This window comes from Neoakkermansia glycaniphila (assembly GCF_001683795.1).
In the GTDB taxonomy this organism is placed as follows: Bacteria; Verrucomicrobiota; Verrucomicrobiia; order Verrucomicrobiales; family Akkermansiaceae; genus Akkermansia; species Akkermansia glycaniphila.
In genome coordinates this window covers 260,512-284,603 of the sequence record NZ_LIGX01000041.1, presented here as the reverse complement: position 1 = coordinate 284,603, position 24,092 = coordinate 260,512, and the positions used below count along the sequence as shown (strand labels likewise).

Below are 24,092 nucleotides of genomic sequence, written 5' to 3'. Positions count from 1 at the left end.
ACCATGAACCACATCGTCTGCCAACACCTGACCAAGGAATTCGCCAAAGGAGCACAAACCATCAGGCCGTTGAACAACCTTTCCCTCGAAGTCCCCAAAGGGCAATTCCTCGCACTCATGGGCCCCTCTGGCTCCGGCAAAACCACCCTGCTCAACCTCATCGCAGGAATCGACACCCCATCCTCCGGCTCCCTCGTCATCGGCGGGCAGGAACTCATGGGGCTGAACCGCGGAGCCCTCACCCGCTGGCGCGCCGCCAACGTCGGCTACATCTTCCAGCTCTACCACCTCATCCCCACGCTCGACGCGCTGGAAAACGTCGAACTCCCCCTCATGCTCCAAACCATGGGCCGCAAGGAACGCCGCGAACGCTCCATGGCCGCGCTCGACCTCGTCGGCCTCAAGGAACGCTACCACCATCGCCCCGGCGAACTCTCCGGCGGGCAGGAACAGCGCGTCGCCATCGCACGAGCCCTCGTCGCGAACCCCGAACTCCTCGTCGCCGACGAACCCACGGGCGACCTCGACCGCGAATCCGCCGACGCCGTGCTGAAACTGCTCAACTCCCTCGCCCACGACCACGGCAAAACCATCGTCATGGTCACGCACGACCCGAAGGCAGCAGCTGCGGCAGACCGCACCCTCCACCTCGAAAAAGGAGTCCTCGTCGAACCCGGAACCTCCAGCGCCGCATGAAACAAACCGTCATCAACATCCTGCGCCTCGGCGAAGTAGCGTACAAATCGCTCGTCCGCAACAGACTGCGCAGCACGCTGACCTTGCTCGGCGTCGCAGCGGGGATGTTCCTGTTCACAGCCGTCACGGCCTTGCAGGACTCCCTCGACCGCGCTCTCACCAAAGCCGCGGCCGACTCCTCGCTCATCGTCTTCCAGGCGGACCGCTTCTGCCCATCCACCTCCGTCCTGCCCGAACACTACAGCCGGGAAATCTCGAAAATCAACGGAGTCAAAGGCGTGTACCCCATCCAGATATGGGTCAACAACTGCGGAGCCAGCCTCGACGTCATCACCTTCCGCGGCATCACGCCCGACTACCTGAAAAGCATCGACAAGCACCTCAAGATCGTCGACGGCTCCCTCTCGGCATGGCCCACGCGCAATGATGCCGCCGTCGTCCCGGAATCCTTCGCCAAACTCCGAAACCTCTCCGTAGGAGACATGTTCGATGCGGCAGGAGTCAAAGCCCATGTCGTCGCCATCTCGAAATCCGACCGCCCCGAAGATGCGACCAGCATCTACGTACCGCTCGACTTCCTGCAGCAGACCTCACGCATCGGCCTCGGCAACGTCACCATGTTCCAGGTCGATGCCGCAGATGCCAGAAGGCTCGACGCCCTCGCCATCGAAATCGACGCCCGCTACCGCACCGGCACCACCTCCACCAAAACGAGAGCCAAAAGCGAATTCTTCACCGAAACCGCCGGACAAATGCTCGAACTCATCGGCTTCTCCAAATGGCTGGGAGTCGGCGCCGTCATCGCCGTACTGGGCCTCCTCTCGAACAGCGCCCTGCTCGCCGTACGCGGCCGCATCAAGGAAGCAGCCATCTACCAGACCATCGGTTGGTCTCGCCTCCACGTCGCCTGCCTCACCCTCTGGGAAGGCATCATCCTCGGCATCGCCGGCGGCATCATCGGCGCGGGAGGCTGCATCCTCCTGCTCGGCCTCTCACCCCTCACCATGGGCAACGAAGGCGTATCGCTCATGATCCAGGCCAGCCCGGAAACCATCGCCTCCTCGCTGGGCGTCTCCGTACTCCTCGGTCTCATCGCCACCCTCTGGCCCGCATGGGCTGCCGCGCGCAAACCGCTTGCAGATTCACTCCGCTAACCTTGCCACCACCATGTTGCCATTCTTCTACACAGTCAAAAACCTCCAGCGCGAGCCCGGCCGCACCGTCCAGATCATCCTCGGGGCATTCGCCGTCGTCCTGCTCGTCATGCTCTCGCTCTCCTTCGACTCCAGCATGAACCGCATGCTCGGCTCCACGGGGAACCCGAACAACGTCATCCTCCTCAGCACGGGATCCACGGAAAGCCTCCAGCGCTCCTCCATCCCGGGCGAGGCCACCACCGTAGCCGCCGCCACACCCGGAGTCGTCAAAGGCGACCGCCCCCGAGTCTCCACGGAAGTCCACTGCATGACGCCCGTCATCTTCCCCGGCGGACAAAAAGGCAGAGCCTACATCCGCGGCATAGGCCCCGAAGCCTTCACCGTACACGACACCGTCCGCCTCACCGACGGACGCCTGCCCAAACCCGGTGAAATCCTCGTCGGCGAACTCACCTACCATGCCCTCGGCGTCGACAAAGCCGACGTAGCCCTCGGCAAAACCATCACCCTGGGGGGAGCCAAATTCCGCATATCCGGCCACTTCGCCGCGCCCAACACACGCTACGAATCCGAAATCTGGGGAGACAGAAGCGACATCCTCGCCCTCACCAAACGGGAAAACCCCTCCTGCGTCATCGCCACCACCGAAGGCAAAGGAGCCAAAGCCCTGCAAAACATGGCCTTCCGCCGCTCCGACCTCGAACTGGCCGCCGTCTCGGAAACCAAATACTACGAAGACCTCGCCAAATTCTTCGGCCCCATCGTCACCATCACATGGCTCAGCGCCCTACTCGTGGCGATCGGCGCCCTCTTTGGCGGATTCAACACCCTCTACGCCGCCTTCGGCTCCCGCACGCGGGAACTTGCCGCCCTGCAGGCCATGGGCTTCACCCGCATGAACATCTTCTGTTCCCTGCTCATCGAAGCCCTCCTCTCCTGCATGCTCGGCACCCTCCTTGCCTGCGTCCTCTGCGTCTTCGTCTTCTCGGATGCTACCATCTCCCTCTCGGCGGGCACCCTCACGCTGCACTTCGATGCCGCCACCCTCATCTACGGCATGCTCACCGGCGTAGGACTCGGCCTCATCGGCGCAGCCCTGCCCGCATGGAGCTGCCTCCGGGTACCCCTGCCCACCGCCCTCCGATCCATCTGACCAGCCACAATAAACCAACCATAAAAATCGAATCATGAAAACAACCGCATACATCATCGCCGCCCTCTCCATGCTCGCCCTCAACGCCTGCAAGGACAAGGCCGCTACGGAAAACGCCGCCCCGGCAGCCAGCGCCGCCGCCACCTCAGCCCTGCAAGGCTACTTCGGCACCGTCGAAGGCAAAGAACAGGCCAAAGACATCAAGGACGCCCGCAAAACGGCAGCCGGTGAAACCGTCACCGTCCGCGGACGCCTCGTCGGAGCCGAAGACATCTTTGCCAACGGACAGGCCTTCTTCAAAATCGGCGACCCCTCCTTCGTCATCGCCGAAATGCAGGAAGAAAAACCCTACACCGCCTGCTGCACCCCGCAGGACGTCAAAACCGCCAACATGCTCACCATCCAGCTTGCAGACAAGGAAGGCATGGTCATTGAGCAAAGCGTCAAGGGAGTCAACGGCCTCAAGGAACTCGACTACGTCGTCGTCTCCGGCAAAATGGCCCCCGACTCCACGGAAACGGCGCCCGTCCTGAACGCCGAAAAAATCGAAATCGTCAAGGCATGGGCCACCAACGCCCCAAAAGACGGCAAATGCGACTGCGGCCATGACCACAAGGATGGTGAACACACCGACGCCGATCATGACCATGCGGAACATGACCACGCTGCTGAAAAACCAGCAGCCCAATAAAACGGCTTCCGACCATCAATCATCCGCAACGGCCTCCTCTTCAGGAGGCCGTTCTTTTATTTACGAACAACGGCAATCACACAAAAATAGAACAAAAACAAATCATACAATCATCATTGAAATCATTTACAAAAAGAAATTTATGAAAACAATACATGCATTGCGGATAAACAATCCGTTATCAAGCCCTAAATCGACAAATCGTGTAAAATGTATAGAAAATGACGACATGCGGCGACATATGATTGAAGGTTAGCGGTAAAACGAGCGACGGCCATTCACATGCCTCAAAACCGGTAGGCCATGCAATCCCCAGAATATTCAGGTATTACATGGAGAAATAACATGTTTCACGTTGAAACCCAAACACCATTATAACCATATTCCATTCACATCCAGTTGATTCAGCACAATAACACAACTATAATATAACGGATTGTTTATCCGATAGACTAACGCCAGCGGTAGGACAAGCCTCTTACCCCAAATTCAACACCAATATCACATTTATATGAAAATCAAGATGTCAAGATTCTCCATCGTCTTGCTCGGCATGCTGGTCACACATGCCATGGCCGCCGATCTCTACATATCGGCCGGGAATGGAGGCGGCGGCAGTTCCCCATCCGGTGGCGGTTCTGCAGGACAAGGTGGTCAGGGGAACATCACCAATGCAGGCGGTAATGGCGGCAGCGGCTGGGGCCTTTATTGCGGCGGCGGCGGCGGTGGCAGTGCCGCGTATGTATCCACCAGCAATCTTGGCGCTACCGGAACCGGCAACGGCAATGGCGGCGGGGGTGCAAGTGGCGGAGGCTGCGGTGGCAGCGGCTCAGGCGGTTCATTCTCCTATTCTGCTCTTGGTGAATTGGGCACCGTAACCACGACCAACGGCAGCAACGGCGAAGGCGGAGGCGGCCTCAACACCACACGCACCAATGATGGCGGCGCAGGAGGTTCCGTGACTGTGTCGGGCGGTAATCTCACCCAGTACAACAACATCTACATCGCCAGCGGATTCAATGGTAAAGCAGGCAGCAACGGAGATTGTGCCGGCGGAGCAGGAGGCACGACCAACGTCTCCTTCGACTCCATCTCCAACGTCGACTCCCTCACGCTTTACAAGAACGATGCCGCCCTTTCCTTCTCCGCTTCCGATTTCATCATCGGCGGCAGGACGACTTCCCTTTCCTTCCAGGGCGGCGCAACAGCTTCCTTCACCACCATCACTTTCGGCGATAACGGCCGCCTTCAGGGTGCTGCTGGAGCTTACACTTACCAGAATGTCGCCGTTGCAGGTTCCGGTTCTTCCGTCGATTCCCTCAGCCTTGCCTCCGGCATGTCCCTTTCCTTCGACCTGTCGAAGGCCGTGGCAGGCGGTACCATGCTGACCGTCGACAACGGAACCTATGCCTCCGGCGTGACCGTTTCCCTCAACAACGCCTCCCGGCTCAAGATGAACGAAGGTGGCTCCGTCACCCTCATCCGCAATACTTCCCAGACCGGGCTTGCCAATCTCGCCCAGTCCACCGTCGCCGGATACCGCGATCATGTGGTTTACCGGTCTTCCGTTTCCGGAAACGATTATGTGCTGACGGCGGCTTCTGCCTGGAACAACGGCGGCGAAGCCCTCGGCACCGGCAGTTTCACCGTCAACAAGGCCGACGGTACCGTGACCATCTCCGACAATCTCGGCGACCGTACAGGCATCACCTACGCCAGCGGCTGGGACGGTACAAGTTTCCACAAGAAGGGCGACGGCGATCTCGTCCTCTCCGGCACCGTGAACTATACGGGCACCTCCACGGTGGACGCCTCGGGCTCCGTCACCTACCAGGGTGCAGTCCAGCTCTCCGGCAGCTACGAGAACCGCGGCACCGTCCACTTCAAGCAGAATGCCTCCCTCTCGGGTATGGTGACGAACTACGGCACGATGACGGCGGAAAATGCCGTACTGAGCATGGCGAGCGTCTCCCTGCTGGGCGGCGGAGAGCAGCAGATGGCGGCCTCGCAATTGCTGGCCAAGAACGGTGCTCGGATTACGATTTCCGAGACGCTGACGGCCATGGTGTACGCTTCCGATTTCAATGCGGATACGATGAGCTTCGACCTTACGCGGCACTATGCGACGGAAGGCACGGGCAACATCACGCTGCTGGCAGGCTCCACCTGCGAGGTGACGTTCGATGCGAGTTTCTACAGTACGCTGGTCGGGCTGGGAGCCTCATTCGGCGATAAAGTGACGATCCACCTTCTGGACAATCGCGAAGGACTGAATATGACGTGGATTGGCTCTGTGCTGGACTACTCATCGCTGGATATGGAAGCACTGACCGCCTCCGGCTGGGTGTTGATGTACGACAACTATGCGTCCGACGGCAGCCTGACTCTGAGAATGGTTCCGGAGCCGGCGACGGCGACGCTGAGTCTGCTGGGTCTTTCGGCGCTGCTGCTTCGCCGCAGGCGCAGGGCGGCGTAAGGGTACCATACGCGCCTTGCCGGGCAATTCCTCGGGCGGAGCAATCTTCTACAGGTTGCTCCGCTTCTTCGCATCCTCAGCACCCCAGCAGCTGCAGATCGGCAGCCAGCCTTCCCCTGCTCCGCACGATATCCAGCAGCTCCTGCTCCACCTGTGCGGCCGGAGCAAAGACCCCGGCCGGACAATCCGGGCGCAGAAGTTCGACTGCTCCGGCATTGTGCAAAGCCATCGTCGTCTCGATGTAGCACATCGACGTCGGCTCCTCCAAAATAAAATTCAGCGGCCTCTTGGCTGAGAGAACCCTCTCGGCCGGCACGGAAGGGCCGAACTCGTCCTCCACCCCCATATTGGCCAGCAGCACACCATCCGGCACTCCGGGGCGAAACACATCTTCCAGCGCATGCCGCACGCCCGTTGCCGTCACCGCGCACCATGCCTGCTCCACCGCAGACCGCACGCATTCCGGATTCCCCGCATGCACGAACCGAACGCCATCCGGCACCTCCTGCGAGCGATCCGCACGGTCGATCACCGTCACGCTCATCTTCCGCTGCAGGGCATAATACACCAGCCCTCGGCCCACCTTGCCGTAGCCGAACACCGCCAACTCCCGCCCTTGCACATCACCGTAACCAAGCGATTGCAACGCACGGAAAAAACTTTCCCCCGTACCGAGGCACGTCTCGATCATCTTGATCATCCCGGCATCTGCCAGAAAAACAGGTTTGCTGCATCCTTCAAACCGCGCAACGCCCGAACGCGTCAACTCGGCAAACCCATAGCGCGGCCTCAACCCGGCATGGGCTCCCGCGCAATCCAGAACCATATCGAACTCTCCGACCTTCCCATCCGCTACCCGAATGCCGAACTCCGGCAGCATGGCCAGCACGGCGGGATCTCCGGGCATCACCGAGGGCGGAGGAACGCACAGTTCCGCCCCGGCAGCGATCAAAGCCATATACTTGGCCATCGTATTGCGGAATACGGGCGTACCGTCCAGAATCCTCAAACCATTCAGAGGCCGGGAGGAAGCCCACGATTCCGCCTGATACAGAAGAGCAGGAAATTCATCCGGCGCGTAAAAACGGCGCAGATAATCGGCAAGGCGAGCGTAGGCATCGGTCATGGCCGCATCATCATACGCCAGTCGCCGCGCGGCGGCAAACGAAAAAAAGGGGGCGGATCTTCATCCGCCCCCCGTCAATACAATGTCTGTCTGTGAAGATTGAATCAGAATGCGTAGCTGACAAGACCGCTGACCACCTGGCTGTTCGCTCCGCTACGGTAGGAATAACCGTACCCGGCACGGGCGCCCCAGCGTTCGTTGATCTTCCAGTTCACGGCGGCATCCAGCTGCACGGCGCTACGACCCGGGGAAACGGAGTATTCCGTCATCGGAGTCGAGTAATCGTTGATGTAGGAAACCTTTCCATCCTTGCGGGAAATATCGCCCACGTAAGAAACGCTCACTTCAGGAGAAAGCTCCATGTTGTTTGCGAGAACGTACGTGCGTTCGAGCCCGACGCCGACCACGGCCGTCAGCGCGCTGTACGAACCGTCCGTGTATGTGGAGGAAATAGCACCGTTCGATTCCGAGAACTCATCCATGCCGATCGACGTGTAATCAATGCCGATGAACGGCTTGAGATACGTCGCAGCGGCCACTTCATGACGCCACGTGCCGATCAGGCCCAGGGAGTATGCTTGATCTTCCCACTTGGCTGTGCTGAACTGGCCATTGCGCAGAGAAACCTTCTCGCTTTTATTGTCGAAGTTGCCGGTCATGGCATATCCGTCGATATAAACCGAATCCTTGTCCGAGCTCATCACGATCTGGCGGCCGTAGAGGCCGTAGAGCTTGCCGTCCTGCTTGATCTTGCCGGCGGTGTAGTACATGGAGTTGTTCTTCGGCGTGTTCGTGCCGAAGGTCTGCCCGAAGGCGAAACCGATCGTCGTGCGGTCGAACGTGCGGTCGATACCGACGGCATAGCCGCCCGTATTGAACTCATAACCGGTGCGGCCGTTGTGGCTGCTGGCATTGTCGAAGTAGCCGAGGCCGGAGAACCACAGGTTCTTTCCTTCCGGATGGCGGAAATCGGCAGCATGAGCAAGAGCCGTCTGGCCGAAATTACGAGCAGTCATCGCCGCGCTGCGCAGCGTATTGGCAATGCGCTGACCGTCGCCGATGGGTTCCCAGACCACGCTGAGAACACCGCCGGACAGATTGTTCAGATCCCAAATGAGACCCGGGGCAAGCACGGGAAGCAGGGAGGGATCGGAAAGAAGCGTACCTGTGAAGGAAGCGCCCTCGCCATACTGGAAGAGCTGGAAGGTCGTGCCGTTGGTCAGGCTTGCGCGCTGAGCTTCTTCCTGGCCGGGAGTCAGCTGCAAGGCCACCTTCACGTTATTCAACTGTTCCGTACCCTGAAGCAGGTACAGCGTAAACTGGTTCATACCGCCGGACTGAATCGCAACATTGCCCAGATCGAAATTGAACAGGGAGTCGGATACCTTCGTATTGTTCAACGTGAGCGAACGGGAGCCGGTAGCGCCGGGGGCGAGAACCGCAGGCGTTACCACGGAATTATTCACCGTCACATAATTCAGCGTACCGTTGCCGTTGATCGTCGAATTCGTGATATCGATCGGAGCTCCGTCGCCGGATGCAATCACGTTATTGCCCGTCGTTCCGAAATTGACGGACGAATTCTTGATGGAGAACGATGTTTCCGCCTGAGCCACCTTCTTCGTCGTCAGGCTGGAACCGTTGTTCAGGCTCAGCGTCGTACCGTCCAATTCGGAATCACCGACATAGGCGGCAAGAGAAGCATCGACATGCGTCTGAGAACCACCGACCACGATCGTACTGTCATTCAGCGCAATCCGGCTTCCCGAATACGCCGTCAGGCGCTTATCTGCCGTCAAATCCGTACGATTCAGCGTCAGGGATCCATCGCCGGAAACGAGCATGTAATTGACCTGCTGCCCCATTGTAGCATCGCCGATCTTGCCACGGTCGGCACCGTCGGGATTGACGTCAATCGTCCTGCGGACGAGAACAGCCACATCGGCCGGCATATCGAGCGGTTCGCGGTCGATCACCACATGCTTGCTTCCATCGGGATTATTCGTCACGGTCGTATGTACACGAGCATACGTCGCAGTGGCAGCTTCAAGAAGGTTGCTGCCGGTCGCAATAAAGGAAGCGATCGTCACGGGATTTCCGCTCATCCCCGTCGACATGTCGGGAGTAAACGTCACCGTACCGTGATTCACGACCGTATCGCCCAAAACGATTTCCGATTCAATCTTTTCATCATTATTCACGACAGGACCATCCGGAGGAATCGTCGTTGTCAGGCGATTCTTGAATTCAATCCCCGTACCGGTATAAACGTAATCGAATCTCGTCGTACCGTCATTGAAGGTATTGTCGCCGAGCGCGGCCAACGATGCCGTATTGTCCACATACATCGTATCGTCGAAACGCACATAATTCTGATTCGTCTGATCTTCGATGAATTCCACCTTACGGCCGATGAGGTCGAGGCCGTAGCTGCTCATATCGAACATGATAGATGCTTGCGACACGTCCTGCCCCTTGCCGAATCCGTCAATGTGACCGGCTTTCACCACGGAACCGTGTTCCACGGAATCCCGACCGATCACGAAAACGAGGCGAGGAGACTGTCCGGGAGTTACAATTTCTCCTGACAGAAGCTCAGTCGTCGTCGTTCCGAGATACAGCGTGCCGCCCACCAGAGCCAGCGACTTCAGGTGATCGAAGCCCTGCATGCGGTAGAACGTACCGCCTTCCACTCCGACATTCTTCAGATTCGACAATTGCCCGTTCAGGTTCGTACTGCGGCCGACATCCACGCCTTCCTTCAGAACGAGCATATTACCTTCATGTAAAAACGAGAGAGTGCCTTCGATCTTGGCACCCGCATAAATCTCGGAAGAGCAATCGGTATCCGTAGCCAGCAAACCTCCGGCAACAACCACGGTCGTACTGTTGGAACCGAGAGAAATCGCATCTGCATACACCGCACTGCCGGCGGCAACTTGCACCGAACCGTTGCCGGCACCGATACCGTTCACCAAATAACCGTCGACACTCAGGGAACCGCCTCCGGAAACCGTCAAAGAACCGTATGATCCCGTTCCGAAACCGAGCTGCACCAGTCCGCTATTGACACGGGCATTCGATTCGATGGACATCGTGCCGATTGCACCCTGTCCGTTGCCGATCGTGACAAGACTGGTACCGAAGTCGACCCCCGCTCCGTTCTGAATCACCATCGTGCCCTTGGCCAATCCCGAGGATGTGTTGGAAGACACATTGCTGCCCAGCGTCACAATGCTGTCGCGCACTTCGACTCTGCCGCCGTCGATGACGACTTGCCCGTTGCTGGCGGAAGCATAGCCGTCCTTGTATTCGCCGACCACAAGCCCCTCAGCGTTGCGACCGGTCATCTGCAGCAAACCTGTTCTGGAAATATTGACCGAGCCATCGCGCACATACAGCACGCCGGGAGTCGTCAGCGTACCGGCAATGTTGAGAGTGCCTTTGGCTGCTCCGCCGACCACGATCTGCTGAGCGCCAGGCGCTCCGCCGCTGCGCGTACCGATCGCCAGACTGCCGCCTTCAGCGATCGTCACCGTACCTTCGTGGGGAGCTCCGGCAGCCCAGTCGCCGGGCACCGTGCCGGGAGCCCAGTAACCGCGGCCTCCGATGAAAAGACTGTATTCCGTGCTGGCCTGTCCACCGTTCGCCACGACCAGCGTCCCGGCGCCCTGATAGGTGCCTACGCTCAGGTTCTCGGAAAACGAGCGGGTATTGCTCACGGTGACGGTCTCATTGCTAATATAGCTGTTTGCCATGGCAACAGGTGAACCGACCATCGCCAAAATGCCCATCAGGAATAATGTTTTTCTCATAATGTTGTGAAGTTTTCCGGATTTTCAAAAAATCCTCATAGAGGAATCGCACTTATGATGGCGCAAGAAATCAGCAACATCAACCAGCAAAAACGGCTATTGTGTCATACTGCGCCATCATAAACGCTTAAAGGCATCCAAAACGTCTTTTATTCGCGCCTTTCTCACCTTCGAAAAATTTCACGGCCTCGCCAAACAGCCCGGACAATTGCGCACCCAATGGCCGGAAGATGCCTCGATCAGCTCGGGCGTACCGTGGCGCAGGCAGAGAGAACTGTTGCCCAGCATATTCCGCTCGCGGAACGAACATCCTTCCTGCCCGTCGCGCAGGCTGGGCGGCAGGCCAGGAATAACCTCCAACCTCTCCCCCTTCGCCCGGTGCGCGGGAATGGCCCGCATCAGCGCACGCGTATAGGCGTGCAGAGGATTGCCAAGCAACTCCTCCGCCGGGGCGGATTCGAGAATCCTTCCCGCATACATCACCTGAATCCTGTCCGCATACGCCTTGACGACGCCGAGATCGTGCGTAATCAGGATTATCGCCGTGCCGAGTTCCTGTTGCCGCTGCCGCAGCAAATCAAGCACCTGCTTCTGCACCGTCACATCGAGAGCGGTCGTCGGCTCGTCGGCGATCAGAATCTCCGGCCGCGTAATCAAAGCCATCGCGATCATCACCCGCTGCCGCATGCCGCCGGAAAATTCATGCGGGTAGCTCTTCGCGCGCTTCTCCGGCTCGGGAATACCCACACGGGCCAGCTCCTCGACGGCCAGGGCCCGGGCTTCCCGCCACGACACCCCTTGATGGATCACCAAAGGCTCGGCCACCTGATCGCCCACCCTCATATACGGATTCAGCGACGTCATCGGATCCTGAAAAATCATCGAAATGCGCTTCCCCCGCATCCGGCTCCATTCCCTCTCGCTGCATGCCAGCACATCCTCCCCGCCGAGCAGGGCGCGGCTCTCCGGCGCAAGGCGGCCGGGCGGCATCGGCACCAGCCCCATCAGCGCGTAGCACGTCACCGACTTGCCGGAGCCGGACTCGCCGACAATGCCGAGCGTTTCCCCGGCATTCAGCTGGAAACTCACATCCTCCACCGCATGCACCACTCCGGCGCGCGTATGGAAACGCACCGAAAGGTGTTCGACGGAAAGCAGAGGACGCTCGTTCATGCCGCATGCATCAATCCTGCCGCACGCGCGAACGCGGCGACAACAGGATGGGAATACCCACACCCTTCACTTCCTGCCGGATCGCATTGCGGAGATACTGCGCATAGCTGTCGAGCATCAGCCGCTTGTCGTTCACGAACAGCACATAGGTCGGCACGGGAATGGTCGAATACTTCTCGTTCACCGCGCACGTCGCATAAAACAGCTTGAGCCTCTTCCTCAACTGGCGGTGCATGCCGGGAGGATTGGCCTCCAGCGCGCGCTGCATGATGCGGTTCAGCTGGCCCGTGGACGGATAATCCAGCGAACCTTTGCGGATCGCCTCGATCTGCGTGAAAATACCCGCAATCCCCTTCCCTTCCTTCGCCGATACGGCGACGAAAGGCGCATAATCCAGGAAAAACAGCTCGGAACGTATCTGCTCCTTCACCTCCTCCATGCGATCCTTGTATTCCGCAGACGGGTGAAACAGGTCGAACTTGTTCACTACGATCAAGCAGGGCTTGCCCTCCTTGGCGATCAGGCTGCCGATGCGGCGATCCTGCGCAGTCACCCCAGCCGCAATATCGACCACCAGCAGGCAGATATCCGCACGGCGGATGGCCCGCTCGCTGCGCATCGCGGAAAACACTTCGACGGACGTGTCGCGGCGCGAACGGGGGCGCATGCCCGCCGTATCGATGAATACATACTCCTTGCCGTTCACTTCATGGGGAATATCAATGGCATCGCGCGTCGTACCCGCCACATCCGAAACGATCGTGCGGTCGTCGCGCAGAATGGCATTCACCAGAGACGACTTGCCCGCATTCGGCCTGCCGACGATGGCCACGCGCACAGGAGAATCGGCATTCACCTCCTCGCGAGCCTCCTCCTCCTGCATCTCGTCGGCGTCCATCACCTCCTCGGCGTCCACGGGAGCTGCACCCAGCTTCTTCAGGTACCCGTTCAGATATTGCGTCAGATCATGGAAACCGCGCCCATGGGCGGCGGAAAGGAAAATCTCGTCCTTGAAACCGAGACCGGCGAACTCGCCGAGATTCAGATCCTGCTTCTCGTGATCCGCCTTGTTCAGCACCAGCAGCACGGGCACCTCGGCCCGGCGCAACCGCTCGGCAATGCTGATATCCACCGGGGTCAGATGATCCCGGCTATCGACCACAAACATGATCAGATCCGCACTCGCCAGAGCCATATCGGCCTCGCGGGCCACCTGCTCCGTAAAGCCGTCCTCCAGATCGGAACCGATACCGCCCGTATCCATCACATGGCAGGCATAATCAGTCAAACGGCACGGCGCACTCAAACGATCGCGCGTCACGCCCGGCTGGTCGTGCACAATGGCGATGCGGCGACCGACCATCCGATTGAAAATGGCGGACTTGCCGACATTCGGACGGCCGACGATGGCAATGGTGGGCGTACTACTCATGTGCAGATGATACCACAACTCCAAACGCAGGAAAACACAGAACCATGCCATAGAGACAAAAGATCATTGACAAGGGCGCGGCATGGAAGCAGGATACCCCCATGAAGCGCATCCTGACAACATTCGCCTGCGCCTGCATGACCCTCTCGGCATGGGCCGCATCCCGGCCTCCGGGCGAGATGGAAATCCAGTTCCTGCTCCAACGGGATGACGCACTCAAAAACAGGAAATATATCGTCCTCTCCATCCGGCACGATTCGGACACACAGGCCACCGTTCTCCTCCAGCTCAATCCTCCGAACGGCGAGCACATGGCCTGCACCTTCTCCCTGATCGACGGGCAATGGCGGCTCATCGAGCGCACCCCCATTCCAGCACCGCCGGATACACCCATCATTTCCCGCGAGCCGCTCGACCCCGCACCCTCCCCTGACCAGCCCACCCGGTAACGCCTTTTCCGGTTCTTGGTACAGGACCAGGCAAATAACCGTCAGGTACAGGTCGGTTTGCACTGAACTCCCGGACGGCATACGGCCCTCGCCCGGAAACGCTTACACGCAACGGCAACTTCTCCATGAAAAGTGCACCGGCATCCTCTCCAGCAGCCAATCCTGCCGCATCCTGCACAAGGCAGCCATACGGCACAAAAAAAACCGCGAATATCCGAAGACATCCGCGGTTGGAAAAGGGAACGTACCCGCTGCTTCAGTACTGCTGCTGGCGGGAATAGTTGTAGTAGCTTTGGAAGCCGAGTTCCTGCGGAAATTCGGTGAAGCCCGACCAGGGATTGTATTCCTTGAGACCGTTGCGGCCGCAGCTGCCTTGATAGGGAGGACGATACGTGCACTTGTAGGTCGGAGCCCAGAAAGTCACCAATTCATAGAAACCGTAGCCCATACGTTCGAACGTGCGGGCGAAACCGTCCACAACGCCGACGGACCAGCCGGCATAGTTGCCGTCCATATCCTGCCAGCGAAGAATCGAGGTCGGAACTTCTTCTACGGCGTAAATAAGATTGGAGAGGGCGCGACCAAGCTTGCGAGTGGCGGTATACTCGGAGGCGGGCGGAGCCTGGATGTCGGCATAGCAGGTGCCGGCGAGGCCAAAGAGAACAAGAGCTGAAAGAACTGCGCGCTTCATGGTAGATTTTTTTTAACACAACCCCATTCGTTCCGCAAGCGAAAAATCGACATTCTTTCAAAAAAATGGCGGCTTTCAGCAAGCCCCCTGCACCGGAACCGGAACAGGGGCGAAACAGGCATTAAAGCGATGTCCCGATTTCCTCATCCGACAGGTAGCAACCGGGATCGGAACCGTACCAATCGCCGTTGGCAAATGCGGCCCGCGTCCTGAAACCGCCGCCGCACAGGGCGAAATGGCGGCACGAGGCGCAACGCCCCCGCAAATTGGCCTGCCTCTCCAGCGGATCGTCGCTGGCGCGCAGCTCGGGCAGCAGATCCACCGCCGCACCGGCCTTCGCCTCCCACACATCGGAAAAACGTTCCTTCTTCACATTGCCCAGCGTCACGGACTGCCAGAACTGGTCGGGATGAATATTGCCCTGCGTATCGATATTCGCAATACCGCGGCCGGAACTGTTCGCCCCGCCGCCGTTCCACTGCAGCAGCTTCAAAGTCTCGGCAGCCAGCGGGCTACCCTCGCGCAGCTGGCGCAGCAGCAGGTAAATGCCGTCGGCAGGCTGAGTCACCGTCAACAGCTCGCGCGCGCTCCCGGCTGCCTTCCACCGCTCCACGCGGGCAATCAGCATATCCATCGCCCCGCGGGCTTCTTCCGGAAGAAGCGTCTGCACATCCACACCGCGCCCGGTCGGCACGAGATGGTAGAAACACACACGCTGAATATTCTCCCGCTCGATGAAATCCAGAATCTGCTCCATGCACTGCACATTATTGCGCGTCAGCGTCAGGCGCAGGCCGGTCTTCTGCCCCACCTCCTCGCACAGGCGGAACCCGCGCACAGCCTGCTCGAACGAACCCTCCACGCCTCGGAACTTGTCATGCACAGCCCCGATACCGTCCAGCGAAATGCCGACATAGGCCACACCCAGCTCCTTGAAACGCGCCGCCAGCTCCGGCGTAATACGCGTACCGTTCGTCGAAATCGTCACCTTCAGCCCCTTGCCCGTCGCCCGCTCCAGAATATCGAGCAATCGCGGGTGCACCAGAGGCTCTCCGCCGGACAGCAGCAGAGCATTCACCTTATATTCAGCCAGATCGTCAATCACCTCGCAGCACTGCTCCCACGTCAACTCGCCGGGATACTTCTCGGCATGGGAATCGGCATAACAATGCACGCAGCGCAAATTGCAGGTACGCGTAATATTCCAGACGACGATCGGCTTGCGCACGCGCGAAGAAACCGGCATGCAGGAAGCCGTACTGGCAGAACCGTGGCCGCTGCCGTGGCCGTAGCGAATATGGTCCGCCGGTTGCGACGCACCTGTCCAAAGTCTGGTGATATTGATCATAAGCAATAAGAAAAAAGAAAACTCAGCGCGGCTGGTAAGAGCACAGAGGATCAGAGGCGAACGCATTGCCCGTCATCCCGTAGGCGCGGGCGCGGGAACCTCCGCAAATGCGACGGTACTCGCAACGGCCGCACTTGCCTTCCAGCGCATCGTCGTCACGCAACTTCACGAACAGAGGATGCGAACGGTAAACCTCGGCCAACTCGTCCTGCCGCACATTGCCTGCCGTCATCGGGAGGAATCCGGAAGGCTGAATCTCGCCCGTATGGGAAATGAACACGATCCCCTTCCCGTCGCGCGTCGGCACGGCATGGCGGGCGGGCTTCGCCCCCTTGCGCTTCGCTTCCTGCAAAGCCACGCGGCGATAATGATGCCCCTCCGTCGTCTTCACGCCGAACTCCACATCCACGCTCAGCTCCTCAAGCCTGTGCCACACCGCCTCCACCTCCTCGGCGGAAGGCAGCTCGTCGAGCGAGGCGCGCCCCGTCGGCACCAGCAAAAACACGCTCCACATCGAAGGCTTCAGCTCCTTCATCAGCTCAAGGAACGCATCCACCTCCCCGAGCGTACTGCGGGTAATCGTCGTATTGATCTGCAAATGCATCCCCGCCTCCTGCGCCATCCGGGCGGCCTGCAAGGTGCGGACATACGTATCCGGCACCCCGCGGAAGGCATCGTGCGTCTCCTGCGTCGCACCGTCGAGGCTCAACGACATGCTCTGCACGCCAGCCTCCTTCAGCTTCATGAAGTCCGTATGAATCAGGCGAGCCGTCGCGGCAGGACTCAGCGCAACGCGCAACCCCTTGCCGGCGGCATGGCGAATCAAATCGAAAATATCGCGCCGCATCATCGGATCTCCCCCGGTCAGCACCAGCATCGGAGGCCGCAAAACGGCAATCGCATCAATCAGCTTCAACGCCTCCTCCGTGGAAAGCTCCTGAGGATCGGCATGCGGCTGGGCCGTCGCACGGCAATGCTTGCAGGCCAGAGCACACGCCCGCGTCACCTCCCAAAAAACAAGAAACGGGCGTTCATTCAAATCGATATTCTCAAACGAAGGTCTCATGGCGTGTGACATCGGATATTACTTGCAAACCGCATCCACCGCAAGCTCAAACGGCGGCATTTTGGAATTACTCAAAAAAGACAACATCAAACACGCACCATGGATACCCGCATGCGGCATCCGCGCCGACAAACGCCAAGGCAATCCTCTTGACGATATGCTACCGATTCGATAGCATATCACCCGCACTCTCCCCCACCGCCCCTCGCGCAAACATGGCAACCACACCCTTATTGCAGCCGGAACCCGGCCGGTGCATCTGCGGCGCACTCCGCAAGGACATCGTCATCTGGCTGGCTCTCGCCTACCTGGCCCTGCCCAACATCCTTTTCCTGATTGGCTGGTGTGAAATGTGGATATCCCTGCCTCTGACGATCGGCATCATCTACACCCTGATCATCCTCTTCAACAAACGGTCGAAAGACACCCTTCCACTCACCCGCAACGATTGCCTGAAACTCGCCGCGGCCATTCTGATCGCCTGCGCACAACAACTCCTTGCAGGCTATACGGGGAATTTCACACAGCACGGAGACTTCTGGCAGAGGAACGCCTTCTACGGCAACCTCGTCGATTATGCATGGCCGGTCATCCTACCCGACGGGCGCGAACTGACCTACTACATCGCCTCATGGCTGCCACCCGCCCTTCTCAGCAAAATAGCCGCGCTATGCGGCTATTCCACCTCTCCGCTCCACGACCTGCCCGGCCTCTTTCTTTACTTGTGGAACACGGCCGCCGTCATCCTGACGATACTCGTCGCCTACTGCATCCTGAACCGCATCAGCCTCCTCTTCGTCTTCTTCCTCTTTGCTCTGGACAGCACCTTTCATAACATGATCCTGGGCCCACTCACGCCCATCGTCTCCTACATCTATCCCACCAGCCTCATGCCGAGATTCATCGGCCCGGCTACCCAGCTGCTTTCCACAATCAACCACGCACCCGCCACCCTGCTCGCCACAGCCCTCATTCTCGTCCCCAAACGCGCCGCATGGCACTACACATTCTCCGGAGCCCTGCTTACCCTCCTATCGCCCTTGGGCGCAATAGGCCTTTTCCCATTCCTGTGTTACGCCGTCTTTCCCAACAGATCCGACCTCAAACGGCAAACCCTATTCCTGCTGCGCTCCTCGCCATTCTGGATATCATGCGCTCTTCTCTTCATCGCCGCCCTGTACTACACCCGGGCGGAAAGCAACCTCGACACCGGCATCACACTCTTCATGGCGGTATCATGGAGCGAGGCCCTCTCCATACTCCTGCTCACGGCATTCGTCATCGTATTCCTGTTTTACATCCCCCTTCGGCATCTACGATTCTGGACTCCCTTGAAAATAGCACTCGCCGTCTTTGCCATCCTCCCGCTCTTTTATATAGGAGACCAATTCAACGAACTCCTCTTCAAGGCCATCCTTCCTGCCTTCCTCATCCTCAGCCTCGCATGGACTCGCACCATGCCACAGCTGCGGCAGCAAAAGCGCACCCTCATCGAAACCGTTTTACTCCTCGCCCTCTTCGCCAAAATCGCCATCTCCTACGGCTTCACCTGCCTCCACCACCTCCCAACCTTCACCTGCTCACATCGGCAAACCAACATCAAGGACCCCTTGCAGGGGCACCTGCATCACCCCGGCTCAGCCATTACACAAAGCCTGCCGCCTGCAAAACCTTCCGTCGTTCCATACATCTTCTACACCGGAGCCGGGCAATCCGAACAAGAACTCCTGCGCTGGTGCCCCACCAAACCATGCGACAAATACGAAACGAAACGCGCCATTCTCGACAAAGCGTATGAAACGCCTTACCGAAAAAACGAACGGCAAACCACCACTCCGGAGAACTAAACCTTCGCCGTAGCAACCATCTTTCGCTTCAGCTCCTCCTGATCTCCGAGAAAATAATCCCGGAGATAATGCATGGAATCGTCGAACTCGAACACATACGGAACACCCGTCGGAATATTGAAATCGAGAATCTCATCATTGGACATCCCCTTGATATTCTTCACAATACCACGCAGACTATTGCCGTGCGCCGCCACAATCACCTCCCCCTCTTCCACCAGCGCGGGTAAAATAACACCCTCCCAATAAGGCAGCAGCCTTCGCAAAGTATCGGCCAGCGACTCCGTCAGCGGCAGCTCCTCCGTCGGAATCCCGTCGTACTTGCTTTCAAAACGCGGATTCCGGGGATCATCCGCCGAAAGAGCAGGCGGAGCCACATCATAACTGCGCCGCCAGATATGCACCTGCTCCTCGCCGTACTTCTTCACCGTCTCCGCCTTATTCCATCCTTGCAGAATCCCGTAGTGCTTCTCATTCAAACGCCATGACTTATCGACGGGAATCCACTCCCGCCCCGTCTCCTCCAACACGAAATTCAGCGTATCGATCGCGCGCCTCAAATAGGACGTAAATGCGCGGCGAAACTTGAAACCGCCTTCCATCAGCAGCTCACCCGCCGTCACCGCTTCCTGCCGCCCCTGAGCCGTCAAGGGAACATCCGTCCAGCCCGTAAAACGATTCTCGCGGTTCCACGCGCTCTGCCCGTGCCTTAATAAAATCATTCGTTTCATCCTGCAGGTAGAGACACGCCTGCAGGCATGCTTCGTTCGCACACTCCGCTAACAATTATTGACTGCACGCACAAAGCCCCTCTTCAACAGCCGATTTCTCTTGTGGCAGCGCGTCAAACCATGATAGTATCGAACATCATGGAGCAAACTCTCACCATGCCCCATTTCCCATCACACCACACTCCGGGCCCCCTCCCGAACGTTTCGGCATATCGACAGACATGAGAAAGATATCCAGATTCCTGCCGCTCATCGCCAAAAACATCCGCCACTTCTTCCGGCAGGGAAAAATAGACCCTCTTCCGGCGCGGCACACCATCCCGCGCTACAACCTCCATCGCGCCGGAAAAGACATGCGCGCCGCCTTCGACGTCGCCCTCGTCGGCCTGCCCCAGGGCATGGCCTTCGCCGCCATGGCGGGCCTCGCCCCCGTCTTCGGCCTCATGGCAGCCACCGTCGGCACCTTCATTGCCCCGCTCTTCACCAAATGCCGCCTCACCGTCAGCGGACCCTCGAACGCCACCGCCTTCATGCTCGCCAGCTTCTTTCTGGCACACCCCGACATCCCTCCGGAGCAGAAAACCATCCTCGTCCCCATCATCGTCTTCTTTGCCGGATTGCTCTGCGTCACCGGAGCCTTCATGAAAGCCACCGAACTCCTGCAATACGTCAGCCGCAGCGTCCTCGTCGGCTACATCACCGGAGCCGCCACCCTCATCATCGCCTCGCAAATGCGCGACATCATGGGCATCGACGCACCGGGAGGCCGCACCTTCTTCACCATGTGCGACGGCATCTTCTCGCACCTCGATTCGGCATCATGGAAACCTCTCTCACTGGGAGCCGCCACTCTCGCCCTCTTCTTCCTCATGAAGAAAAAATGCCGAGCCCTCCCGGCACTCGCCATCATCCTCATCGTCATGAGCACCCTGAACAGCCTGCTGGACATGGAATGGTGCGGGCGCCTCTTCTCCGACGTCTCCCGGCTGCGAGACTTCAACATGAGCGACCTCACCTGCCAGCCCCCGGTCATCTTCACCGACGCCATCTTCGACCAGCTCTACCTCCTCTTCCCTATCATCCTCGGCATCGCCTTCCTCTCCACGCTCGAACAAACCGTCATGAGCAAAACCATCTCCGCGAAAACCGGAGAACGCCTCAACCTCAATCAGGACACATTCGCCGTCGGAATGGCGAACATCGCCTCCTCCTTCACCACCTCCCTCCCCTGCTCCGCCTCCCTCACGCGCTCCATGCTCAACTACAACTCCGGAGCCTCCTCCCGCTTCTCGGGCATGTACTGCGGCATCCTCTGCCTCGGCATCATCCTCATCCTGGCGAATGCGCCACTCATCTCCAGCATACCGCGCAGCGTCCTCGCAGCCCTCGTCCTCGCCAATGCCTTCACCCTCTTCGACAAAAGAGCGCTTCGCATCTGCTTCCGTTCCACTCCGGGAGACGGTGCCGTCCTCATCGTCACCTGCCTCTCCGCCCTCATCATGCCCCTGCACACCGCCATCTTCATCGGCGTCGCACTCTCCGTCTCCCTCTTCCTGCGCAAAGCCTCCAAACCCGAACTCGTCGAATACACCATGGATGAACAGGGCGCCCTCACCGAAATCCGCAGCAAAGCCGACCGGGTCCCGCAAATCTCCATCGTCCATGTCGAAGGAGACCTCTTCTTCGGAGCCGCCGAACTATTCCGCAACCAGGTCCAGCGCATCGCGGACGACCCCACCCTCGCCGTCATCATCCTCCGCCTCAAAAACGCCCGCAACCTCGATGCCACCTCCGTCTGGGCGCTGGAAGACCTCATCCGCTTCACCCGCGAACACCACCGCCACATCATCATCTCCGGAGCCAGCAAATCCGTCTACCGCGTCCTCAAAAAATCAGGAGTTCTGGAAACCCTGCAGGAAGGCTGCAAACGCGGAGAACGCAACATCTACCTCTACACCCCGAACAACCCCAACCTCTCCACTCGGCACGCCCTCATCCGCGCCCAGCAGCTCATCGGCACAAAACAGGCCGACATCAGCATCTACTTCAACCCCAACGTACCGAAACCGGCCTGACCTCGCGACCTCCGACTCTCCTCACTCTTCCCCCTGCAGCTCGCCCTTCATACAGGGATGCGCCTCCAGACATCGAGTCACGCGGCCGATCCGCTCGATCTCCTCGGGCGTCAGCACATGCTCGATCAGACACGCGGCAGCATCCGACCGCTCCAGAGAAAGCCCCGCCACATCGTGCAAAAACTTCTGCAGCGTCTCATGCGCGTGAATAATACGATCGGCCATCTTCTTCCCCTTCGCCGTCAACCGCACTGGGGCATACTGCGTATACTCCACCAGCTTCAGCTCCGCCAGCAAACGCACCGCCGACGTCACCGACGGCTTCTTCACCTTCAAAAACGCCGCAATATCGCTGATCTGCGCCGTCCCATGCAACCGCACCAAATGGCCGATCGCCTCGAGATAATCTTCACTGCTCTTGGAAAGTACTGGCTGGGACATAAAAAAATAAAAAAACGTTTCAAACAACCGGGACCCCACTGCCGAACACCTTCCGGCAATACAGCATATCCACGCAGAGGCGGCCATCCTCCTCCACAACCGGCTCCGGATAATTCTCCGTAAAAAAGCCGGGCACGCGGAACGCATACTCAAACCCGAACCTCTCGTAAAACGGCACTCCGGAATCCGCCGTACCCACCAGCATCGCCTTCGCCACAGGAGCAAACCGATCCAGCAAAAACCGCACCATCCGCGACCCGCAACCCCGCCCTTGCCAAGGCTCTGCCACCGCCAGATTCTTCAGCTCGCACTCCCCGTCCTCACCACGCACCACCACGGCCACGCAGACCGCCTCGCCTCCGCACTCCATCACGAACACCTCTCCGGCATCCAGATACCGCGACACCATCCGCTCGCAGGGATCCGCCAGCAACAGCAACGGCAGAAACCGCAGCTTCCCCTCCTCCACCGACCGAATCTCGCAGCAAACATCCATCGGCATCAGTCCTGCCCGCGCACCAGAGTCACCACGCACTCGAGATGCTTCGTCTGCGGAAACAAATCGAACGGCTGCACCCTCTCCACACGGTAACCGGCCTTATCGAACTCGGCCAAATCTCGAATCTGCGTCGAGGGATTGCACGACACATACACCACACGCTGCGGCCCGAAAGCGAACAACTGATTCAGAAATGCCAAATCGCACCCCTTGCGCGGCGGATCGATCACCACTGCCGTCTCCTGCGCCGGAAAATCCACCGAAGCGAAAATCGCCTCTGCGCTCGCCGCCATGAACTCCGCATGCTCAATCCCGTTCATCCGGGCATTGCTACGCGCCCAATCGGCAGAACTCTCGCTCACCTCCACGCCCAGCACCCGCTCAAAACGCCTTGCCAGAGAAAGGGCAAACAAACCGGAACCGCAATAGGCGTCCACCAGGAACCGGGCACCGCCGGCACAGGCCTGCTCCGCCACATAATCCGTAAACAAAGGCAGAATATACGGATTATTCTGGAAAAAATCCCCCGCGAGGAAATTGAACGTCAAATCGCCCACATGCTCCGTCGCCACCGCATTATTATTCGTCACCACGGAACCCTCGGACACGCGCATCAGCAACGTCGCGCCACGCTTATACTGCGCGGCGGCCTGATGCACCATCTGCCGCACCATCGGAAGAGCCACATTGATCTCCTCCATCGCAATACAGCACTGCTTCACATCCACCACCTCCGTGCGGGAACCCACCTTCAAAAAACCGATATTGCCCACCTTCTCGCCCTTCGGCTTATGGAAATGAGGCGTAATCTTGGAACGGTAATGATACACCTGCGGCGAAGGCACCGCCGGCGACACCGGAACCTCAAGCCCGGCCTGCAGGCGCAGCAGCTCCGCCACCTGCCCCGTCTTCCACTCAAGCTGCGCCCCGTACGCCACATGCTGGTACTGGCAACCGCCGCAAAAACCGAAAATCGGGCACTGCGGCGCCACACGCTCTGCGGAAGGCCTCAGCACCTCCACCAGATCCGCCATCGAACAATTCTTCTCATTGCGGTACACTCGCGCCTTCACCAGCTCGCCCGGCAAAGCATACGGCACGAACACCACCCAGCCATCCACACGGCCGACCCCGTACCCCATATTGGACAAATTATCAATCTCCAGTTCCAGCACATGATGATACGGAAACGGATCGGACACAAAATTCTTGGGAACCTGAACCAT

General features: G+C 59.0%; 20 protein-coding genes. 9 read left to right on the top strand and 11 right to left on the bottom strand.

What is annotated here, in order from left to right; all coding sequences use genetic code 11:
• The first annotated feature begins 3 nt into the window (after window positions 1-3).
• From AC781_RS13095 to AC781_RS13075, 6 genes are all read left to right on the top strand, one after another.
• A complete protein-coding gene (locus AC781_RS13095; protein ID WP_067777909.1) occupies window positions 4-696 on the top strand; it encodes an ABC transporter ATP-binding protein in 693 nt (230 codons plus the stop codon).
• Window positions 693-1,850 carry an ABC transporter permease gene (locus tag AC781_RS13090; RefSeq protein ID WP_067777907.1) on the top strand — a complete coding sequence of 386 codons (1,158 nt, stop codon included), beginning with the start codon at window positions 693-695 and terminating at the stop codon, window positions 1,848-1,850. Before AC781_RS13095 ends, AC781_RS13090 begins: the two co-directional genes overlap by 4 nt.
• 13 nt (window positions 1,851-1,863) lie before the next feature.
• Entirely contained in the window at window positions 1,864-3,006 is a 1,143-nt protein-coding gene (locus tag AC781_RS13085) for an ABC transporter permease (RefSeq protein WP_067777905.1), read from the top strand.
• A gap of 34 nt (window positions 3,007-3,040) precedes the next feature.
• The gene (locus AC781_RS13080) at window positions 3,041-3,697 is read left to right on the top strand and encodes a hypothetical protein (protein WP_067777903.1); all 657 of its coding nucleotides are present in this window, start codon (window positions 3,041-3,043) and stop codon (window positions 3,695-3,697) included.
• Complete coding sequence (locus tag AC781_RS13840) at window positions 3,663-3,953, top strand: hypothetical protein (RefSeq protein WP_141675926.1); 291 nt, start codon at window positions 3,663-3,665, stop codon at window positions 3,951-3,953. The genes AC781_RS13080 and AC781_RS13840 overlap by 35 nt, the downstream gene beginning before the upstream one ends.
• 255 nt (window positions 3,954-4,208) lie before the next feature.
• A complete protein-coding gene (locus AC781_RS13075; protein WP_067777901.1) occupies window positions 4,209-6,173 on the top strand; it encodes a PEP-CTERM sorting domain-containing protein in 1,965 nt (654 codons plus the stop codon).
• Between the two features lie 76 nt (window positions 6,174-6,249).
• On the opposite strand, the gene AC781_RS13070 is transcribed toward AC781_RS13075, so the two are convergent.
• From AC781_RS13070 to der, 4 genes are all read right to left on the bottom strand, one after another.
• A complete protein-coding gene (locus tag AC781_RS13070) occupies window positions 6,250-7,299 on the bottom strand; it encodes a Rossmann-fold NAD(P)-binding domain-containing protein (RefSeq protein ID WP_067777899.1) in 1,050 nt (349 codons plus the stop codon).
• Window positions 7,300-7,403: 104 nt separating this feature from the next.
• Window positions 7,404-11,114 (bottom strand): autotransporter outer membrane beta-barrel domain-containing protein, encoded by a 3,711-nt coding sequence (locus AC781_RS13065; RefSeq protein ID WP_083077136.1) that lies wholly within the window; start codon window positions 11,112-11,114, stop codon window positions 7,404-7,406.
• A gap of 180 nt (window positions 11,115-11,294) precedes the next feature.
• Window positions 11,295-12,287, bottom strand: coding sequence for an ABC transporter ATP-binding protein (locus AC781_RS13060; protein WP_172801807.1), 993 nt, complete (start codon window positions 12,285-12,287; stop codon window positions 11,295-11,297).
• 10 nt (window positions 12,288-12,297) lie between these two features.
• A complete protein-coding gene (gene der / locus AC781_RS13055; protein WP_067777973.1) occupies window positions 12,298-13,719 on the bottom strand; it encodes a ribosome biogenesis GTPase Der in 1,422 nt (473 codons plus the stop codon).
• A 101-nt stretch (window positions 13,720-13,820) separates the two neighbouring features.
• Between der and AC781_RS13050 the strand changes: the two genes are divergently transcribed.
• Entirely contained in the window at window positions 13,821-14,168 is a 348-nt protein-coding gene (locus tag AC781_RS13050) for a hypothetical protein (protein ID WP_067777896.1), read from the top strand.
• Window positions 14,169-14,424: 256 nt separating this feature from the next.
• Here AC781_RS13050 and AC781_RS13045 read toward each other — a convergent pair whose 3' ends face one another.
• From AC781_RS13045 to AC781_RS13035, 3 genes are all read right to left on the bottom strand, one after another.
• On the bottom strand, window positions 14,425-14,859 hold the full coding sequence (locus AC781_RS13045; RefSeq protein ID WP_067777895.1) for an exosortase system-associated protein, TIGR04073 family: 435 nt from the start codon (window positions 14,857-14,859) through the stop codon (window positions 14,425-14,427).
• Between the two features lie 121 nt (window positions 14,860-14,980).
• The gene (locus AC781_RS13040) at window positions 14,981-16,207 is read right to left on the bottom strand and encodes a radical SAM protein (protein WP_067777894.1); all 1,227 of its coding nucleotides are present in this window, start codon (window positions 16,205-16,207) and stop codon (window positions 14,981-14,983) included.
• 22 nt (window positions 16,208-16,229) lie between these two features.
• Window positions 16,230-17,273 (bottom strand): radical SAM protein, encoded by a 1,044-nt coding sequence (locus AC781_RS13035; protein ID WP_067777893.1) that lies wholly within the window; start codon window positions 17,271-17,273, stop codon window positions 16,230-16,232.
• Between the two features lie 215 nt (window positions 17,274-17,488).
• Here AC781_RS13035 and AC781_RS13030 point away from each other — a divergent pair, with 215 nt between their 5' ends.
• The gene (locus AC781_RS13030; RefSeq protein ID WP_067777892.1) at window positions 17,489-19,120 is read left to right on the top strand and encodes a hypothetical protein; all 1,632 of its coding nucleotides are present in this window, start codon (window positions 17,489-17,491) and stop codon (window positions 19,118-19,120) included.
• On the opposite strand, the gene gpmA is transcribed toward AC781_RS13030, so the two are convergent.
• Window positions 19,117-19,851: a 2,3-diphosphoglycerate-dependent phosphoglycerate mutase gene (gene gpmA / locus AC781_RS13025; protein ID WP_067777891.1), complete on the bottom strand. Its 735-nt coding sequence runs from the start codon at window positions 19,849-19,851 to the stop codon at window positions 19,117-19,119. The two genes, AC781_RS13030 and gpmA, sit on opposite strands and share 4 nt — an antisense overlap.
• Window positions 19,852-20,072: 221 nt before the next feature.
• Between gpmA and AC781_RS13020 the strand changes: the two genes are divergently transcribed.
• Window positions 20,073-21,926 carry a SulP family inorganic anion transporter gene (locus tag AC781_RS13020; protein ID WP_067777890.1) on the top strand — a complete coding sequence of 618 codons (1,854 nt, stop codon included), beginning with the start codon at window positions 20,073-20,075 and terminating at the stop codon, window positions 21,924-21,926.
• Window positions 21,927-21,947: 21 nt separating this feature from the next.
• On the opposite strand, the gene AC781_RS13015 is transcribed toward AC781_RS13020, so the two are convergent.
• Genes AC781_RS13015 through AC781_RS13005 form a run of 3 tightly spaced genes read right to left on the bottom strand, consistent with a single transcriptional unit; the run spans window position 21,948 to window position 24,092 of the window.
• The gene (locus AC781_RS13015; protein ID WP_071133436.1) at window positions 21,948-22,367 is read right to left on the bottom strand and encodes a metal-dependent transcriptional regulator; all 420 of its coding nucleotides are present in this window, start codon (window positions 22,365-22,367) and stop codon (window positions 21,948-21,950) included.
• 19 nt (window positions 22,368-22,386) lie between these two features.
• Window positions 22,387-22,863 carry a GNAT family N-acetyltransferase gene (locus tag AC781_RS13010; protein ID WP_067777888.1) on the bottom strand — a complete coding sequence of 159 codons (477 nt, stop codon included), beginning with the start codon at window positions 22,861-22,863 and terminating at the stop codon, window positions 22,387-22,389.
• Window positions 22,864-22,868: 5 nt separating this feature from the next.
• A complete protein-coding gene (locus tag AC781_RS13005) occupies window positions 22,869-24,092 on the bottom strand; it encodes a class I SAM-dependent RNA methyltransferase (RefSeq protein ID WP_067777887.1) in 1,224 nt (407 codons plus the stop codon).